Origin of the sequence: Virgibacillus pantothenticus, assembly GCF_018075365.1 — a bacterium.
Classification (GTDB): Bacteria; Bacillota; Bacilli; order Bacillales; family Amphibacillaceae; genus Virgibacillus; species Virgibacillus pantothenticus.
Genome location: NZ_CP073011.1, coordinates 339981 through 358018, shown reverse-complemented (window position 1 = coordinate 358018; position 18038 = coordinate 339981). Strand labels below are relative to the sequence as shown.

Here is an 18038-nt window from a genome sequence, read left to right as displayed (position 1 = left end):
CTTGATGTTATTTAATAATGTTACATTTATTTTGATAATATTTTTCAAACTGAGGAGCCAGTTTATTATCTGTGATGATCCCATCGATAATATCAATATGACACAACACTTGAAAAGCTTCGACGCCAAATTTAGTGCTGTCGGCTAAAATATAATTTCTATCCGAGTTTTTTAAAATGATTTGTTGAACAACGCCCTCCTCCTCTTCGGCTGTCGTTATATGTTCATCTTTTATTCCATTTGTTCCAATAAATGCCTTTTGAACTTTTATATCTTGCATCCACTTTCGTGTAAAATATCCAATAAAAGTTCCTGTTCGTTCACGTAGCCTACCACCTATTAAGATAAGGTCATACCTTGAGTCACCTTTAAAACGATTAAAAACAGAAATAGAATTGGTAATTATTTTTGCTGAATCCACATTTATATAATCATAAATATATTCTGTTGTTGTCCCTGCACCGATGAATAGGACATCGTTTTCTTCTATTAATTCGGCGGCTTTTTTAGCTATATGCTTTTTTTCATTTATATTAAGCGCTCGCTTTTGCACGTGGGATAATTCAATATACTGTGTCCTTTCACGGTCTTTCCTTTTTGCTCCCCCATGCACCCTTTCTATTAAACCTAATTCCTCCAGTTCCATTAAATCACGGCGAATGGTCATTTCGGCTACACTTAATAAGTTGGAGGCCTCAGCTACTTTTAAAAATCCTTTTTCATCAATTAAACGCATTATTTGTTTTTGTCGATTGTCTTTTAACATACTCCGCCTCCTGTTCACTATTGTTTCATTTTGTTCTTTAATGTTATTATATTAAATGTAATCGTTTTATTCAACCTATTTTTGCGTTCGTTCAAACATAGTTCATATTTATTTCGTATTTAGACGTCTTTAGATAATAAAACGGCTATGCATTTGGCTAGCCGTTTTAATACTACGTACTACTTATTAACTAAAATTTCTTTGTATTTTTTATTCATAAATAGCTGTATCCATAATTATCTTCGTTATTATTACTTGTCTTTTATCCATAACCGAGACATTGTTTATAAACATTAGAAAAACTTGGCTTGTCGCCAAGTCTTATGGCGAAAGCCTTTTGTTTTTCTTATACTATAAACCAAAAAAATCTTTTACTTTCCTATAGTGCAAAAAAAACCGCAGATGATTTACATCTGCGGTTTTTTTTACTTGTTATCCTGATGCCTGTCTAAAAAGTCAAGCATACGTTGATAGACTTTGATTTCATTTTCTTTTTTTGAAAAACCGTGACCTTCATCTTCAAGTACAAGATATTCGACTTCGCGTCCTTTTTCCCTCAGCTTGGCGACGATTTGGTCAGATTCTGCTTTTACGACACGCGGATCTTTAGCTCCTTGAATGACAAGCATTGGTTTGGTCATTCCATCTAAATACGTGATTGGGGAATCCTTCATAAATCGTTCTTCATCCCGTTCCGGGTCGCCAAGCCAGCGCTCCATGATCGGCTTCCAATGAGCAGGAACAGATTTTACGAACGTAAATAGATCTGAAGGTCCAAAAATGTCAACAACTGCCTTGAAATAGTCAGCGTGACGTCCATGTAGCAATAATGCCATATATCCGCCATAGCTTCCACCGACTAAGAATAGTTTGTCTTTAGAGGTTATTCCGTTATTAAATAGCCAGTGAATTCCTTCAAGACAATCCAACCGTGGGCCTTCTCCCCAATCTTGTTCGACCATCTTTACAAAAGAAGCGCCGTAGCCGGTACTTCCTCGGAAATTAGGAGCAAATATTGAATATCCTCGATTTAGCAAAGCTTGAAACATAGACCGAAATTCTTTTCGTTCTGCTGCCTGTGGTCCACCATGTGGCCAGAAAATAGTATAGCCGTTATCATAATGGGCATGGGCTTTAAATAATAAGGCTTCTATTTCCATTCCATCATAGGAGGAGTATGTCACTACCTCGGGTACAACCATCTCTTCACTAGCTACACCGAGGACACGATTATTTGTTAACATAGTCCAGCTTTCATCGTTGTACGTATACTGATAAATATTAGCCGGTGATGTTGCCGTTCTTCCTAATACATAAAGATTACCTGATTTCGGCACTACCAAATGATCGACTGTGTCAAGTGGAGCCTTTATAGTAATTAGCTCTTTTTCTGCAAGATTATATCGATATAGCCGATCCATCACTCCTTTTTCCGTTACGAAATAAAAGCATTGCTGCTGCTTATTCCATTTTAAAAAGTTGATACTTTCTTGTTCTACAGCTAAAACTTTACAAAATGTTAAGCTATCTATATCAAACTTTGCCAAATACGTATATTCATCTTCATAATCAGTGAGAAAATATATGGTCGTTTCATCTACAAAAACCGGGTCAAAGACGACATGTATTTTTTTATTATCAGGGGTTAAAGGAATTTGTTCTTCTCCAATTTTTACGAAGCCTGTAATATATGTATTGGCATACATTTGTGTAAATACAAAAGCTTTCTCCTGTTCAGAAACTGCCTCTAATACCGTTGGGCCAGCTTCGCCTACATGTAGCAATGTATCTTTTTCGTCTTGTAAATGACGAATACGAGTATTTAAAAACGAAGAATTTCCTTCCGAAGTTATATAATAAAGACGTTCTCCATCTTCACTTAGATGTGCGAAGAAGTATTTTTCCTGTGGATCTCCGGTCACAAGCGCCTGTGGTAGACCTCCTTCAGGTGGAATGGCATATATTTGATGGTTTTCATCCCCGTCTTTATCAAACCCTGCTAGTACATAACGATTTTCAGGATCACACTTCAGAAAGCTACATGATTCATCGTGATGGGCAAATAGATAAGGAAAAGTCTTTGGCAAATCCATTGCCCATACGTTCATCTTGCCATTTAAATTGGAGCTGAATATAACCCGCTTTTCATCAGGAGTTACAGTAAAATTAGTAATGGCGTAGGTGCGGAAAAATTGTTCTACGGTCGGCTGCGGAAAAGATATCATTGTTTTCCTCCATTCTCATTTTTCTTACTATTCACTATTATTGTAACCCATTCTCATTACCTTGAACAGAAGCATTTGCTAACTACTAATAAAGTGAATCTTCACAACGGAAGGGCTTTCATTCATTCCTCACCACTTGTAATACCGTAATGGTATGACCTAAAGGCCTCTTACGAAATAGGGCATTTACACGCTGCTATCTCCCTAGACTATGTTGAGTATGTGCAATACTTATAGTGGGGGTCTTACAGCACCTTATCTGCGGAATAAAAGAGCTTCGCTTGATGAAGTATTATGAATCCATTTGCGAAACGAAAACGATTCGAATTTCAACCAGAAGTTAGCATAGTTTTACGATTCTTAGTTATTCGGTTTAACCATTCGAACATATTGCTCCGTTTTTCGGTCTTTTACAACGACACCAAGCTTATTCAAGTCTTGTTTCAATAGGTTTGCTTGCTTTTCTTCGTCCTCTCGTATTGCTTTTAAACGCTCATAAAGAATGCTGTTAATTTCTGAAGGGAATACAGAATTGCCCAATTCCCATTTCCGGAATTCATGTAAATATGGATCTTCGTCACACCATGGATATCCATGCTCTCTGAATGCTTCTTCTACTCGTTCTACTTCGATGTCTGAAACCTCTCTGAAGCTTTCATTTCCTTCCAAATCTTGAATTACAAGTTGCTTTTGTTCCATAAAAACCGCTGTAATAACACCTTTTTTAATGACTTGTTGGGTGTTACGTATATATAATTGCACTTCTTGTTCTGAAATTTGTATCTTTAAAGTTTCATAAAATACGTACCAGCTAAATGCAATACCTAAAATAATGCCAATTACCGAAGCAATAACCGATACCAAGAACCGATCAAAGGAAACGATTTTTTCTAAAAGCCCTTCCATAGGTATGAACGGTAGTGTAAGCAACCAGTCAGCTATAGCTGGAATGTACCACCCAAGAACACCTCCTATGATTACTGGTAGTACGATTATAAATACCTTATCTAATTTTTTTAATCCAAGCACGGTTTCTTTATTGTGATTCATTTATGTTTCCTCCGTTAATTTGCTCATTTCATGTAGCAACGAATTAACCTAAATTATCAGCTTTTATTCCACCTGATAAACCTTTGAAACAGATCGCCTCTATTTGCCAACTTAAAGGAAGTCCGCTCAACGAAGAGTTTATAACGCAAATGATCCTGTATCACTTTTACAGGATACGGGATCATTTGTTTTGGTTTGTTCCCAATCATGATGAAAACAACTATAACTATTTCATTATCGCTATTCAGCTGCTCCTAATAACTCTTCGATAACATCAACGATTTGATTGACATATTTGTCACATTCTTCCTTCGTTGGCGACTCAACCATAACACGAACTAAAGGTTCCGTTCCTGAAGGACGAACTAATACGCGTCCCTGTGTACCGAGCTCTTGCTCTACCTTATCAATTTCTTGTTTAATTTGCGGATGATGCAAAGCCTTATCTTTATCCGTAACTCTTACATTCTTTAACACTTGAGGATAAATTTTCATTTCATCAGCCAGCTCCGATAATGGCTTGCCTGTTTCTTTCATGACGTTGACTAATTGTAAAGCTGACAGCATTCCGTCTCCGGTCGTATTATAATCTAAAAAGATAATATGTCCTGACTGTTCTCCCCCCAGATTATAACCACCTTGACGCATTTCTTCCATTACATAACGGTCACCGACTTTTGTCTTGTCGCTACGCATGCCGTTTGCTTCTAAAGCTTTATAAAATCCAATATTACTCATTACTGTAGAGACAACCGTATTATGTCGAAGAACGCCTCTTTCATTCATAAACTTTGCACAAATAAACATGATTTGATCACCATCAACCAATTTTCCTCGTTCATCTACGGCAATCAATCGGTCTCCATCGCCATCAAAAGCCAAACCAACATCTGCCCCTTTTTCTAGCACAAATTCCTGAAGCTTTTCCGGATGGGTAGACCCTACTCCAGCATTAATATTTAACCCGTCAGGTGAAGAACCGATGGAATAGATGTCAGCTTCTAAATCAGCAAATAAGTGGGTCGCTAGGCTTGAAGTAGCACCATGTGCACAATCAAACGCAATCTTCAAACCATCAAATTCATTATCAACTGTATCTTTTAGATAAGAAAGATATTTTTGACCACCTTCAAAGTAATCATTGACAATCCCCACATCTGCTCCAGTTGGTCTAGGAAGTTCATCCTCACCATCCATGATAGATTCAATTTCATCCTCTTGCGCATCTGTTAGTTTAAACCCATCTGGACCGAAAAATTTAATCCCGTTATCTTCCACAGGATTATGTGATGCAGAAATCATAACTCCAGCCTGTGAACTGGTTGCTTTTGTTAAATAGGCAACTCCGGGGGTGGAAATAACACCTAAGCGCATAACTTCTGCTCCAATGGATAGCAAACCAGCTACAAGTGCACCTTCCAGCATGTGACCAGATACACGGGTATCACGTCCAATAACGATTTTGGCACGTGGTGTCTCTTTCGTTAACACATAACCTCCAGCTCGTCCTAGCTTAAAAGCTAACTCTGGTGTAAGATCCTTATTTGCAACTCCTCGTACACCATCTGTTCCAAAATATTTTCCCATGTAGTTTCTCTCCTTTTTATCAATTCCGCCATTTCTTAGATAAGAGCTACTTATGTTTTTTCGCTAATTTCTATGGAAGCTTGTTCAAATTCAGGTTCTACAGATAAACCATCCGGCGATTCTACTCTCACTGATACTTTATGCGTACCTGGCTCTAAACCTCCTGCATCGATAAAAGCTCTAAAGTCATTCTTTTTTAATTTGGCTACAGCTCCCTGTTCACCCGAAGCTGTTAAATCTACTTCTGGACTAGATGGATCTGTAATGACCGCTTCCAACCCATCCTCTAACCCTTCTATTTCAATTGGAATTCCTGTAATCGTTTTTGTTTCATTCGTTTTTGTATCACTTTCCTTTGTACCGTTAGCCTTTGTGTCACTCGCTTTTGTCTGTTCTATCTCAACTTTAACTTTAATACTTTCTCCATTTAAAACCGTTACACCGTCTGGTAACGCTAGGCTTGTTTCCACAGTGCTTGACTCTTTTAACTTACTCAAGTCAATTGCTTCTGTAGAAACCTGATCCAAATCCCGAAGAATGCTATTTTTCGCAAACACTTCCACTTCCTCTACATTAGCAGAAATTCCAGCTAATGCATACCCTTCTGGCGGTTCACCCGTTGTTTCAACGCTGACTGGTACTTTTTTACTCGAATTATTAATATTTACAGAAACGACTACATTTTTTGGCTCCACATTCACTTTTAATTCATTCCCTTGGTTATCGTAGACATTCACAGGAACTTCTCGATTATCAATGGATTTATCTAACCCGCTCACATCGACATAAGCTTTCACAATACCTATTCGGTCAATGACACTCTTAGCGCTAGTTATGGTTACCGTTTGGGGGCTTACTTCATAGTCCCCAAGCTCATATCCTTCTACCATTTTATCTGTATTTAAAAAGTCAACGTTTACTTGAAATTCTTTTGTTGCCTTTTCTTCAATTACAACGTCTACACGCTTCGGCTCTATATAGGCATCTAGCTTATTAGAAATATTATGTTGTATTTCTACTGTATGCTCGCCGGCTCCTAACCCTTTTAAGTCGACCCACACATCAAAATTTCGATTGCGAATGGTCGGTTGCAAAATAGCTGCTGAGCCTTCTAACTTCACAGAAACATACTCTGGAACGCCACTAACCACATATTTCTCATTATTAATATCTATTCTAACTGGTACTTCATCCAATGTTTCTACATTTTTCGTCTCTTCTCCAGATGGAAAGGTGGAATCATCATTATTTGGTAAACTATTTTGATCCACAGCGACAAAAATATAGAAGAAAACGGCAAAAGCTAAGGAAACGACACGGACAAACCATTTACTTCGAAACCAATTATCCATTTTTGTTTCCCCTCCATTTTTTTGACTTTTTTTCAGGGGCTTTTAAACTTAATGATAGGTTCTTGTGTAATAGATCTCTTAAGCCTTCCTGGCTAAGCTCTCTATGTAGTTCACCGTTTTTCGTACAAGATATATCACCAGTTTCTTCTGATACGACAATGGTTAGGGCGTCCGTCACTTCACTAATTCCCATTGCTGCGCGGTGCCTTGTTCCTAATTCCTTGGATATAAAGGGACTCTCTGACAGAGGTAAGTAACAGGCTGCAGCAATAATCTGGTCACCTTTCAAAATCACTGCACCGTCATGTAGCGGTGTATTAGGTGTAAATATATTTGTTAAAAGTTGATGTGTTAGTTGACCATTAATTGGAATACCCGTTTCAGCATAATCACCTATCCCGGTTTCCCTTTCTATTGTGATGAGGGCTCCAATCCGACGTTTAGCCATATAATTACAGGATTGAATAATCGCATCAATATTATTTTCCATGATTTCCTCTTCCGATCGTGCACTACGGCCAAAAATATTACCTCGTCCTAATTGCTCCAAGGCTCTACGCAACTCTGGCTGGAATAATATAATAATAACGATAAGACCCCAGTTCATCACCTGGCTTGTAATCCATCGCACCGTTTGTAAATCTAAAACAATACTTAACAACCATACAGCTAGCACGACTGCAATTCCTTTTAGAAGTTGAATAGCCTTTGTGCCTCTTATCAGCATGATTAATTTATATAAAACATACCAGACGAGAGTAATATCTACGCCTATCCTAAGGAGCTGTATTAGGTCAAATCCCCCATCAAGCATGATGTACACATCCTCTACAGTAATTTCTTATATCAAGGTGTTCGAAAAGGCAAGTACAATTGTTTATTTTCCAGCTGACGCTTTTTCAAGGCTCATTTGCTGGAAGCCAGTTCGAACTTCTCCATTTTTTAAAAAGTCATTATAACATTCCTATTGTAACATAAAATCACCTATTTGATGTACGATTTTCACATAGCAGTTCTAGGGTGGATAAGAGTATAGAAAACACCTTAACAACAGGAATTAGAAAATGATCACTTATCCATAAAGTGAATCTTTAATCAGCGGAGGTTTTCCTTCATCCCCCACTGATTGTTAGCATGGTATGACCTAAAGGCCTCTAAACGAATCGGGCATTTAGGCGCTGTTATCTCCCACTTAGACTTGTTGTAGTATGAATTTCTCCAGTTCTTTGAAGTGGAAGTCTTACACACCTTCATACGGGATAAACGATACAAATATTACATTAAAATCTATATTACGTATGCTAATTATGTACGATCGCTGACCTTAAATTGATTCTGCTAAAGTTTTCCTTGACACAATACCAAATTCCACAAATACCATGGTTGTAAAAACTACACCTCCCTTATTATATAAGATAAAAACCTGAATTCGGAATTACCGCCTTCAGGTTAGATAGATCTTATTTTAAAATGAAAAAATACTCTGGAATAGTTCCTTTAGGGAGTACCATATCCATTCAAACATTTGGTCCACATGCTTTATTTCTCCATTTATTTCCCCAACGGAGGCCATCAAACCTTCACCCTCAATAGGTTCTTCAATGAGTTCTCCATTAATAATAGTGACATTCCCGTCTATCGTACCGTTAATAATCAGATCACCATTTTTAACGACTAAATCCCCTTTGACAGTTTCGTCTGCAGGGACAATGACTGTATCTCCTTTAATAATCAGGTTTTCCTGCTTTGATACACTCAATTGATTGTCTTGATTCCACAACGAAAACATACCGCTAAACATAAAAATAAAAAATATCGCTGCGGCAGTTAAAATTGGATGGGCTTTAAACCATCTTCTATATTTATATCGCTTCCGTTCGGTAGGAAGATTCCCCATAACATTTGCTGTAAAATTAGCAGGAGCTTTTATTTGTTCGGTGCTTTGTATAAGTGTTATTGTTCGTTTCAACTCATGAAAATGTTTTTGACACGCTTCACAATTTTCCAAATGGCAACTTAGCGCTTGCTCCTGTTCTTTTGTAATATCTCCATCTAAATAATAATGCATCAATTCTACTGCTTCTTTATTACAATTCAAGTGAGTCACACTCCTTTACACGTGACGAAGCTTTTTCCTTAAGGCTTCCCTTCCACGGTGAATACGGGTTTTTACGGTCCCTAGTGGAATATCCAGGATTTCACTAATTTCCTGGAGGGAGAATTCTTCAATATACCGCAGCATAATGATACTGCGATATTTTGGAGGAAGCTGTGAAATTTCGTACTGAATATAGCGTTGCAGTTCAATTCCCTCGACTTCTTCTTCTGGCAGCCTTCCATTATCGGCTATCTGCGAGTACATATTCAACCCTTCCGTCCCTTTTACCTCAGCATCAAGATAATGATCCGGTTTTCGCTTACGAATACGATCAATCGTTAAATTCGTAGCAATTCGATATAACCACGTCGAAAATTTCCTTTGCTCATCAAAAGAATGGATATTGACATATGCACGAATAAAAGCCTCCTGCGCTATATCTTCCGCCTCGTGTGCATTACCAAGCATGCGAAAGCAGTGCTGGTAGATCTTATTTTGAAAGAATGAGACCACATCTTCAAAAGCGGACTGATCTCCTTTTTTCACTTGTTTAATTCTGTCTCTTATCATTTCATCCATATTGGTACCTCCGCTTAACTATGCGGTAATATTGTTACGAATTAGCCGATCAATAGGTTTCAAAAAATATTAAAAAAATGTAAATGTTTATGATTGCAAATTTTTGGCTACTATCCTACTATATTATACTAGATAGGAGGGTAGATTTGTGAGTAATTCTATATTATTAGAAAGAATTGAAAATGGCAGAGAGGAAATGATCTCTCTTAGCAACTCGCATGCATTGACCTCTGAAGCAGTAATTAACTCAAGTGTTGAATTAGATGCACTAATCTTAGAATATTTAACCAACAACAACCTTAAAAAATAACGCATGCATACAAGCACGTCATTATAAAAACAGAAAAAATATAGGGTAAAAAAGACATGAAAAATCATGTCTTTTTCCATTTATCCCCATGTAAGATGCCGTAAAACTCCCACTTCAAAAGTTGACCTAGATACAAAGAAGTCATAGCGAGTGATAACGGGCCCTCAAGCTCGATTCCTTCAGGCGGGGTTGTTGATCACAGAAAGCGTGACACGAAGAAAAAGTACAAAGGCAAGGAAAGCTACATCAATTCTGCATCGCACGAAAAAATGTTTTCTCTTTTTCAAGGATGCCTTAGGCTTTGTGCTGCTTCTATCAGCAAGAATGGAGAAAAATGCCTACCTGAATTTAATGTGGTATCACTTTACTATTTTAACATATTTTTACAAATTTCACTTTAATTTTTCTCCAAATAATGATCCCATTAAACCTACTGCAAGTGTAGCTGTTTTATTTTTTTCATCAAGTATAGGGTTTACTTCGACAAACTCAGCTGACGTAATCATCCCCGTTTCAGCTAGCATCTCCATGGCTAAATGACTTTCCCGATAAGTCATGCCACCTATAACTGGCGTGCCTACACCTGGTGCCTCTGAAGGATCAAGCCCATCTAAATCTACACTTAAATGCACCCCATCTGTACGAGGCTTTAAATAAGAAATCGCTCTCTCTATGACGATTGCCATGCCTAAACGGTCCACTTCATGCATGGTAAATACTTGAATTCCTTTACGTCTTATTAACTCCTTCTCTCCCGGGTCAAGGGAGCGCGCCCCAATAATTACGATATTTTCCGATTTCACCTTAGGCGTATATCCGGCAATAGAAGTTAACTTTTCATGACCTAATCCTAAGCTAACCGCAAGCGGCATTCCGTGGATGTTACCAGAAGGGGATGTCTCTTCGGTATTTAAATCCCCATGCGCATCATACCAAATGACTCCGAGTTGGTCATAATGCTTGGCAATCCCCGCCAAGCTTCCGATAGCAATACTATGGTCCCCACCAAAAACTAACGGAAAATTCCCCTTTTCTACTGCTTGATCAATTATCATTGCCAGTATCTCGTTAGCCTCAACAACTTGAAGCAAGTTCTTTAGTTTGTAAGCTTGTCCTGTTTCATACTTATCTGGGCGCGTAATGGATATATCACCATGGTCATGTAGCTTGTATCCTAACGCCTCCAACCTCTCCACAGCGCCCGCATAACGCATAGCGCTTGGCCCCATGTCAACACCACGTCTACTCTGCCCTAAATCCATTGGAACCCCAATAATTGATATATTTGATTTCATGAAAAGTCCCCCCCTTTATTGTTATTGTAGACAAAAAGGCAGAAGTGACTCAACTCAACATGAAATTGTATATATATGCAGGTTACTACTACTTATCTTTTATTTATGATATTGGAACCAGCGCGTGAGTTGATCAATTCTTCGTTTCTTCGTATGTACTAATTCGATTGGAGAAATCGTGATAAATCCCCTTCTTAATAAATCGTAATCGGTTCCTTCGTTAACCTCCCACTCCTGGTAATTATCCTTTAACCAGTAATAAATATGACCGTGGGGATCGTTTAACCCAGTAAAGTTATACCGCGATACGGATAGATCCATTGGAACAGCGCGTACTCCTTTACATAGCTCTTTCGATGTATAGGGTAGATTCACATTAAGCATCAAATTTTTAGGGATCTTATTTTGAATAATAACATCAACAACTTGATAGAATAATTGTTTAACAATGTCGAATTTTATTTTCCTGGTATCGAACGTCTCCAACGATACAGAAATAAACGGAATTTGGTACACCATTGCTTCTTGTGCAGCAGCGATGATTCCAGAAGAATATAAATCCCTACCTACATTCGGACCAATATTAATACCAGAAAATACAATATCCGGCTTTTTCCCTTCCAGAACGTCTACCCCTAGCTTCACACAATCTGCTGGAGAACCATTGACTGCATATGTTTCTGCAGGAAAAGAAAAATCTACTTTCTTTAGTTTTAATGGTTGACGTGATGTTATTTTGTAACTATAAGCACTCTTTTCTGTTTCAGGACAAATGACCGTCACATTGCCAAAATGGGAAAGTAACTCCGCCAGCGCCTTCATCCCCGGTGAAAAAATACCGTCCTCATTAGTAATTAATATGTTCAAGCCTCTAACTTCCTTTCGAGTCCTATGATGAAAAACTATTGCTTATTTGCCTTCCCAACGATTTCTTCAAGGGCAAAGCACCATTTAAAATGATTGGAATCAATATGTAGTTCTGTCTTCCCCACCATCGCATCTCCTCTTTTCTTAAACGCCTACTATAAGTATAGTTAACAATTATGAAGGAAAATTAAATACAAAATTAAATAATAGCTACGTTTTTGTAAAGAAACGTTAATATTTCATTTTTTATCCAAATAATGTAAATTGTTATAAATAGGTTTATTGACAGGTTTTTTTAGATTATCTATTTAACATGTTATTTTTTCTGTTAACTTAATGTAAATCTTTTACAAAAGCTTAATAACCGTTCTTTTTTTGGAATGCAAGCGGGCAAAATTAAAAATGTATTAATTACGACATGAATAACTGCAAAGGTTAAGAAAAGGTTTCATAAAAATAACAAACCTAAATATAAATTACTGAAATCCAAGTACTTTAGAAAAACTTGGCTTGTCGCCAAGTCTTATGGCGGAAGCCTTTGTTTTTCTTATACTATAAACCAAAAAATATTATACTTTCCTATAGTGGAACAAAGGCGCAGGGCGCCCGTTTAGCAACGTAGCGAATGGAACGAATCAACGGAGATAAAGGAATCACGGTGAGGTAACGAACCGATGATGACTTATCGTAGGGCGCATTTCTAAAGTCGCCTAGTTGCTGGGCGCTGAAGCCGGACGTGACTGGTCGGTTATTTCGTTATCCATAAGCTCCTAATTTTATAATTTCTTATCTTTAAAAAAAGCACATGGATGTTTCACGAGAATATCCATGTGCTTTACCAATTACATTCATATAATTAATAGAATAAAGCGAATCTTCAATTAACAGAGAGTTTTCATTCATACCACACTGATTGTTAGTACCGTAATGGTATGACCTAAATGCCTCTAAACGAATTGGACATTTAGGCGCTGTTATCTCCCACTTAAACTTATTTTAGTATGGATTCTCCAGTTCTTGAAGTGGGAGTCTTATAGCACCTTATATGCGGGATAAAGTACTCATATGTTAAATGAATCCATTACATATCTTTGGCTTCACTAACCATTGCTCCATGCGGATGAGGTTGTAATGCAAGTGGTTTTATTCCAGCTTTTTCCCAAGCTTCCATTAATGCTTCTGCTGCTTCTTTGGAGCTCATAAAAGCGATACCACAATCTCCCCCGCCAGCTCCTGATGGTTTTCCCGCACCACCAAATTCCTCCGCCAAATCACATAGCGTCGTTAATAATGGCGTTTCAATAGCAACATTTGCATCCTCGCCAACAGTTGCTAGTGCGTGTCGATTGTCTTTAATACCTTGTAGCAATAATTCCAGATTGTTTTGCTTCATTCCTTGCAACACTTTCTTAACTGCTTGTTCACTATGGGAAATAAAACTCGCAAACTTCTCAGGACTGGTTATTTTTAGTTGCAGGATTTGATCGACAAGTTTTTTAGTAGATGCTGGTTTTCCTGTCCAACCGATACAAACATGAACAGAATTCGGTAATGTTATAGGATCCAAAGAAGCATAAACCCAATCCTTGCGGGTGAGTTCGGTTAATGAATGTGACTTTTTGTATGCTTCACGGAGCCATTCTGCTTGAAAAGAAGAATAATTAAGAAAGCCACCAAAAGATGACGCCGCCACGTCTGCTCCAGATCCATTTCCTTGTGTCACTACATGGGCGATAGAAGCCAACTGATAAATTAGCTTTGCTTCTGGTGTCTCGGGCATAAACTTATTTAAAATGGCAGCAATAACGGATGTCGATACAGCTGCACTCGATCCTAAACCATACTTTACACCAGATTCATCATCAAGCTCGCTTTTAATGGCTAATTGAAAAGGTGTTACTGCATACTGCTGTTCTCTTAAGTACTGCAGTGCAGTTGTCATCGCCGCTTGGACAAATGCAGTTCTTGGATCAGTAGAAAAGAGTTCCACTTTATCCGCTTTATATTCCCAGCCGATATTTTCTAGTTTGAAATCCAATAAATGCAAGCTATTATTTGTACTATCTTTAATGTTTGCATAAACAAAACGATCTACAGCCATAACAACTAAATGTTGATACGGCTGTAGTACAGCAAACTCTCCCGCGACCATTAATTTTCCGGGCACTTTAATATTCATGGTTGATTGTGACAATAGATTCAGCCCCTATATATACGTTATTCCTCGACCAGGTTTACTCAAACGAACATCTGTTACTCCAGGTATATTTCGTAATGTCTGTTGGACATGCGTTTCATGCTCAGGTAAATACAATACCTTTACATTAGGGCCAGCGTCAATTGTAAAATAAACGGGTATACTTCGTGAGCGCATTTCCCAAATTTTTTGCATAACGACTAAAGTTGTGTCATGCCAATATGTAAACGGAGGTTGCGCTCCTAAAGTAGTCGCATGCATCTTCAAACAATTTGCTTCTGCGATTTCTCCAACCTTTTGAAAATCACGCACATCGATTCCTTGTTTGATCTCCGCCAAATCATGTGCAACACTATCCAGCCAACCTTGAAAAAAGGCTGATGTTTCTACAGTCCGACGCATCCCCTCACGGCTCGACACACTTTTTTTCGTTGCAGATAGTACAACGGCCGCCACGCGAATATCCCAATAATCTGCTGGAGCAATCGGAACAGCGTAAGAATCTGTTCCATCCTCACGCATCCCCATTTCCCACTCAGCAAACCCACCATAAATCGAACGGCAAGCTGAACCAGAACCTCGTCGGGTTAATCTAGAAAGCTCTTGATCTGATAAATGTAACCCAATTGCTTTGGAACCAGCTGCTGCTAATGCCGCAAAACCAGAGGCAGATGAGGCAAAGCCAGCGGCAGTCGGCACTTCATTGATGGATGTTACTTGCGCATACACTTGTTTACCTGCCATTTGTCGAATAATGTCAAGAAAAGAGGTTACACGATCGTACTGCTCTCCAAATACCGTTTGCTCGTCTAACATGAATTGATCTTTTGAAAGGGAATTATCAAATTCCACCGTCGTCGTTGTATAATAACCATCTAATGTCAGCGACAAGCTATTATTAGTAGGTAAAATAATCGCTTCATTTCGCTTCCCCCAATATTTAATAAGGGCAATATTTGTATGCGCCTTAGCAGTTGCTCTCATTGTCATTCCCCTTCTACTTATAGCTTATTGATCCTTACTCTCTTTTAATACAAACGGCCATACTGCATGTGCGCCAAATTTTCTTAACTTTTCCGCTAGTTGTCTGGAATGAACCTCATTTTGGGCAAGGGCAATAATACAGCCACCGTTCCCCCCGCCTGTCAATTTAGCGCCAAGTGCGCCCTCTTGTCTAGCAAAGTCAATCAATCGATTCAATCCGGTGTCACTGACACCTAAGGCTTCTAATTCCTTCTGCGCTTCATTTAACATATGCCCCAAAATATGCTTTCCTTTTTTCTCTAGGGCCTGTTTCGCATCATGAGTTAGTTTACCAATTCGTTCCAGTTTACGTTGAATTCGCTTTGGAGCTTTTTTTAATAAATTCGCAACCGATTCAACTGCCAAACGTGTATCTCCAACGCGACCAGAATCTGCTACAACGAAATGAAAATCTTCACTTAGTTTAATAAAATTTATTGGATGCTCCTTCTCATACCATACAGGAGATTGCGATGTAATAGTCAACGTATCAATCCCTGATGGAGCTCCATGTGCAAACGTCTCTGCTATATTAGCTAATCGCAGTAACTCTTCATCTGTATAAGTTTCATCAAAATATGCAAATAGCGAACGGACGACAGATATAGCTACAGAGGCACTGGAACCTAATCCCTTACCAGGTGGGATTGACGATGTAATACGTATAAGCATATCCTGACATGGTATATTTAAATAGTCCAATGTTTCTTCAACGCATTTCACAATGCCTTCTAATGATTTTGGCGCCTCGGCAATGGAGCCGTGATAGAAAGTTGTGTCGATCTTAACTGGTCCCGGCAGATGTTCAATGACTGTCTCTACGCCCACCAATGGAAATGGAATAGCAATAGCAGGCTGTCCGTGTACAACCGCGTGCTCTCCAATTAAAATTAGTTTACTATAAGCTACTCCGATAGCTGTTTTTTCTGTTGTTGTTACTTTTTCTGCACTCATTTTGTATACTCTTCCACCAATTCTTTAGCTTTTCCTACACGGATTTCGTTTATTTCTACTAATTTTTTTGACACGATATCAATCAACTCCCCAGTAGCTCCTGCTGCTATAGCAACAGAACGAGAATGTAAGGCCATATGACCTTTTTGTATACCATCGGTAGCTAATGCTTTTAATGCACCTAAATTTTGCGCGAGACCGACAGCAACAATCACCTGTGCCAATTCTTGGGCAGATGCTACATTTAATAAGCTGAGCGCGGCTTTCGCCATTGGATGAACATTAATGGAACCTCCAACGATCCCTACCGACATCGGTAACTCCAATTCGCCAACGAGGTTCCCTTCTGCATCAACAGACCAAGTCGTCATTGATGTGTATTGCCCATCTCGGGCTGCATAGGCATGAGCACCAGCTTCAACTGCACGCCAATCATTTCCCGTTGCAATTACAATCGGATCAATTCCATTCATAATCCCTTTATTATGCGTAACTGCACGATACGCATCAGAAGCAGCAAATTCATATGCGTGGATAACGCCATCTCTTACCTCTTCACCAGAGAAATCCCCTGTTTCCAGTAAATGTGAAGGAATCGTACAAGTCGCACGAGCTAGACATCGATCAGCTAAATTCGACAATATACGCAAATAAACTTTTCCACCGGTCAGCTCCTCTACCGTTGGAGCGAGAGATTCGACCATCGTATTAATAATATTCGCACCCATAGCATCACATGTATTAATGTATAAATGAAGAATTAGCATTTGCTGATAGCTCGAACCAGCAGCTTCATTTAAAATTCGAACATCTATTTCCTTCGCCCCTCCGCCACGTTTGACAATGCTTGGATAGGAGGCATTGGCTTGTTCAATTAATGCAGCTTGTGCCTCAAGCAAAGTAGCTTTTGCTTCTTGAAAGTCAGCACAACCAACTACTTGAATTTGTCCAATCATGACTCTTTCAGTTGCTTCTGTAGTAAATCCTCCTGCTTGACGCACAATTTTAGCGATATGACTAGCAGAAGCTACCACAGAAGGCTCTTCAATGACCATTGGTACTACATATTCTTTCCCATTTATGAGAAAGTTCAATCCTGCTCCTAAGGGAAGAGGAAAAGTTCCAATTACATTTTCTATCATTTTATCAGCTGTATCAAGCGGTAGAGGCTCTTTAGAAGAAATAATATCAAAAGTTTCTTCCGTAAACGCCTCCACATCCTTTAGCAATTCTCTTCGCTTTTTTACTGTTTGCTTATAAAAACCAGGAATTCTGGAAGTCTGCATCGCCGATCATCCTTTATATAATATATATTAATACATGTTTCCTTCATTAATGTGGATAAGAATGGAGAAAAAAGAACCGAGAAGTTTGAGCTACGTAGTTTCAAGCGGCAAAGTGCATGCATTTAAATAATAAAGCCGATTTAACAACCTACGAAAAATTTCAATGTGTCTTTTTTCTCGACTTTTGAGCATCCTCTTTCATTTACAAGTTAGCGGCTAACGCACGGATTATCGGCGTTGACTCAATATTTTATAACCTTTACAATTCTTCACCAATCATGCTTCATAAATATTGACATCTTCTTCTATATATAAACAATGACAATTTCCTTATATCTTCTTCATTAAATGAAAAACATTATGATTTTCAATGGCTTCTCTTGAAACGGATTCTATAAAAATTATATCATGATTTCTAACATTTTATTAGAAATTTAGCTAATTGTAAT

At 38.4% G+C, this 18038-nt stretch carries 15 protein-coding genes; 1 reads left to right on the top strand and 14 read right to left on the bottom strand.

Features of this window, described 5'->3' with window-relative positions; genetic code table 11:
- Positions 1-7 precede the first annotated feature (7 nt).
- From KBP50_RS01760 to sigW, 8 genes are all read right to left on the bottom strand, one after another.
- Positions 8-766: a DeoR/GlpR family DNA-binding transcription regulator gene (locus tag KBP50_RS01760; protein WP_050349714.1), complete on the bottom strand. Its 759-nt coding sequence runs from the start codon at positions 764-766 to the stop codon at positions 8-10.
- 425 nt (positions 767-1191) lie between these two features.
- Positions 1192-2991, bottom strand: coding sequence for a S9 family peptidase (locus KBP50_RS01755; RefSeq protein ID WP_050349713.1), 1800 nt, complete (start codon positions 2989-2991; stop codon positions 1192-1194).
- A 360-nt stretch (positions 2992-3351) separates the two neighbouring features.
- A complete protein-coding gene (locus KBP50_RS01750) occupies positions 3352-4041 on the bottom strand; it encodes a YqeB family protein (RefSeq protein ID WP_050349712.1) in 690 nt (229 codons plus the stop codon).
- 240 nt (positions 4042-4281) lie between these two features.
- Positions 4282-5628 (bottom strand): phosphoglucosamine mutase, encoded by a 1347-nt coding sequence (gene glmM / locus KBP50_RS01745; RefSeq protein ID WP_050349711.1) that lies wholly within the window; start codon positions 5626-5628, stop codon positions 4282-4284.
- A gap of 50 nt (positions 5629-5678) precedes the next feature.
- Positions 5679-6980, bottom strand: a complete 1302-nt coding sequence (locus KBP50_RS01740) for a CdaR family protein (RefSeq protein ID WP_050349710.1) — start codon at positions 6978-6980, stop codon at positions 5679-5681.
- Positions 6973-7794, bottom strand: a complete 822-nt coding sequence (cdaA, locus tag KBP50_RS01735; protein WP_050349709.1) for a diadenylate cyclase CdaA — start codon at positions 7792-7794, stop codon at positions 6973-6975. Before cdaA ends, KBP50_RS01740 begins: the two co-directional genes overlap by 8 nt.
- 651 nt (positions 7795-8445) lie before the next feature.
- Positions 8446-9078, bottom strand: a complete 633-nt coding sequence (gene rsiW / locus KBP50_RS01730) for an anti-sigma-W factor RsiW (RefSeq protein WP_050349708.1) — start codon at positions 9076-9078, stop codon at positions 8446-8448.
- A gap of 15 nt (positions 9079-9093) precedes the next feature.
- A complete protein-coding gene (sigW, locus tag KBP50_RS01725; RefSeq protein ID WP_050349707.1) occupies positions 9094-9657 on the bottom strand; it encodes an RNA polymerase sigma factor SigW in 564 nt (187 codons plus the stop codon).
- Positions 9658-9805: 148 nt separating this feature from the next.
- On the opposite strand from sigW, the gene KBP50_RS01720 reads away from it, so the two are divergent.
- Positions 9806-9967 carry an aspartyl-phosphate phosphatase Spo0E family protein gene (locus KBP50_RS01720; protein WP_082240828.1) on the top strand — a complete coding sequence of 54 codons (162 nt, stop codon included), beginning with the start codon at positions 9806-9808 and terminating at the stop codon, positions 9965-9967.
- Positions 9968-10359: 392 nt separating this feature from the next.
- On the opposite strand, the gene rocF is transcribed toward KBP50_RS01720, so the two are convergent.
- From rocF to KBP50_RS01690, 6 genes are all read right to left on the bottom strand, one after another.
- Positions 10360-11262 carry an arginase gene (gene rocF, locus KBP50_RS01715; protein ID WP_050349706.1) on the bottom strand — a complete coding sequence of 301 codons (903 nt, stop codon included), beginning with the start codon at positions 11260-11262 and terminating at the stop codon, positions 10360-10362.
- 99 nt (positions 11263-11361) lie between these two features.
- A complete protein-coding gene (gene surE / locus KBP50_RS01710) occupies positions 11362-12129 on the bottom strand; it encodes a 5'/3'-nucleotidase SurE (protein WP_050349705.1) in 768 nt (255 codons plus the stop codon).
- A 1081-nt stretch (positions 12130-13210) separates the two neighbouring features.
- The gene (locus tag KBP50_RS01705; protein ID WP_128743237.1) at positions 13211-14323 is read right to left on the bottom strand and encodes a phosphomevalonate kinase; all 1113 of its coding nucleotides are present in this window, start codon (positions 14321-14323) and stop codon (positions 13211-13213) included.
- Positions 14324-14335: 12 nt separating this feature from the next.
- The gene (gene mvaD, locus KBP50_RS01700; protein WP_050349704.1) at positions 14336-15310 is read right to left on the bottom strand and encodes a diphosphomevalonate decarboxylase; all 975 of its coding nucleotides are present in this window, start codon (positions 15308-15310) and stop codon (positions 14336-14338) included.
- 24 nt (positions 15311-15334) lie between these two features.
- Entirely contained in the window at positions 15335-16303 is a 969-nt protein-coding gene (mvk, locus tag KBP50_RS01695; protein ID WP_050349703.1) for a mevalonate kinase, read from the bottom strand.
- Positions 16300-17589 carry a hydroxymethylglutaryl-CoA reductase, degradative gene (locus tag KBP50_RS01690; RefSeq protein ID WP_050349702.1) on the bottom strand — a complete coding sequence of 430 codons (1290 nt, stop codon included), beginning with the start codon at positions 17587-17589 and terminating at the stop codon, positions 16300-16302. The genes mvk and KBP50_RS01690 overlap by 4 nt, the downstream gene beginning before the upstream one ends.
- Positions 17590-18038 lie beyond the last annotated feature (449 nt).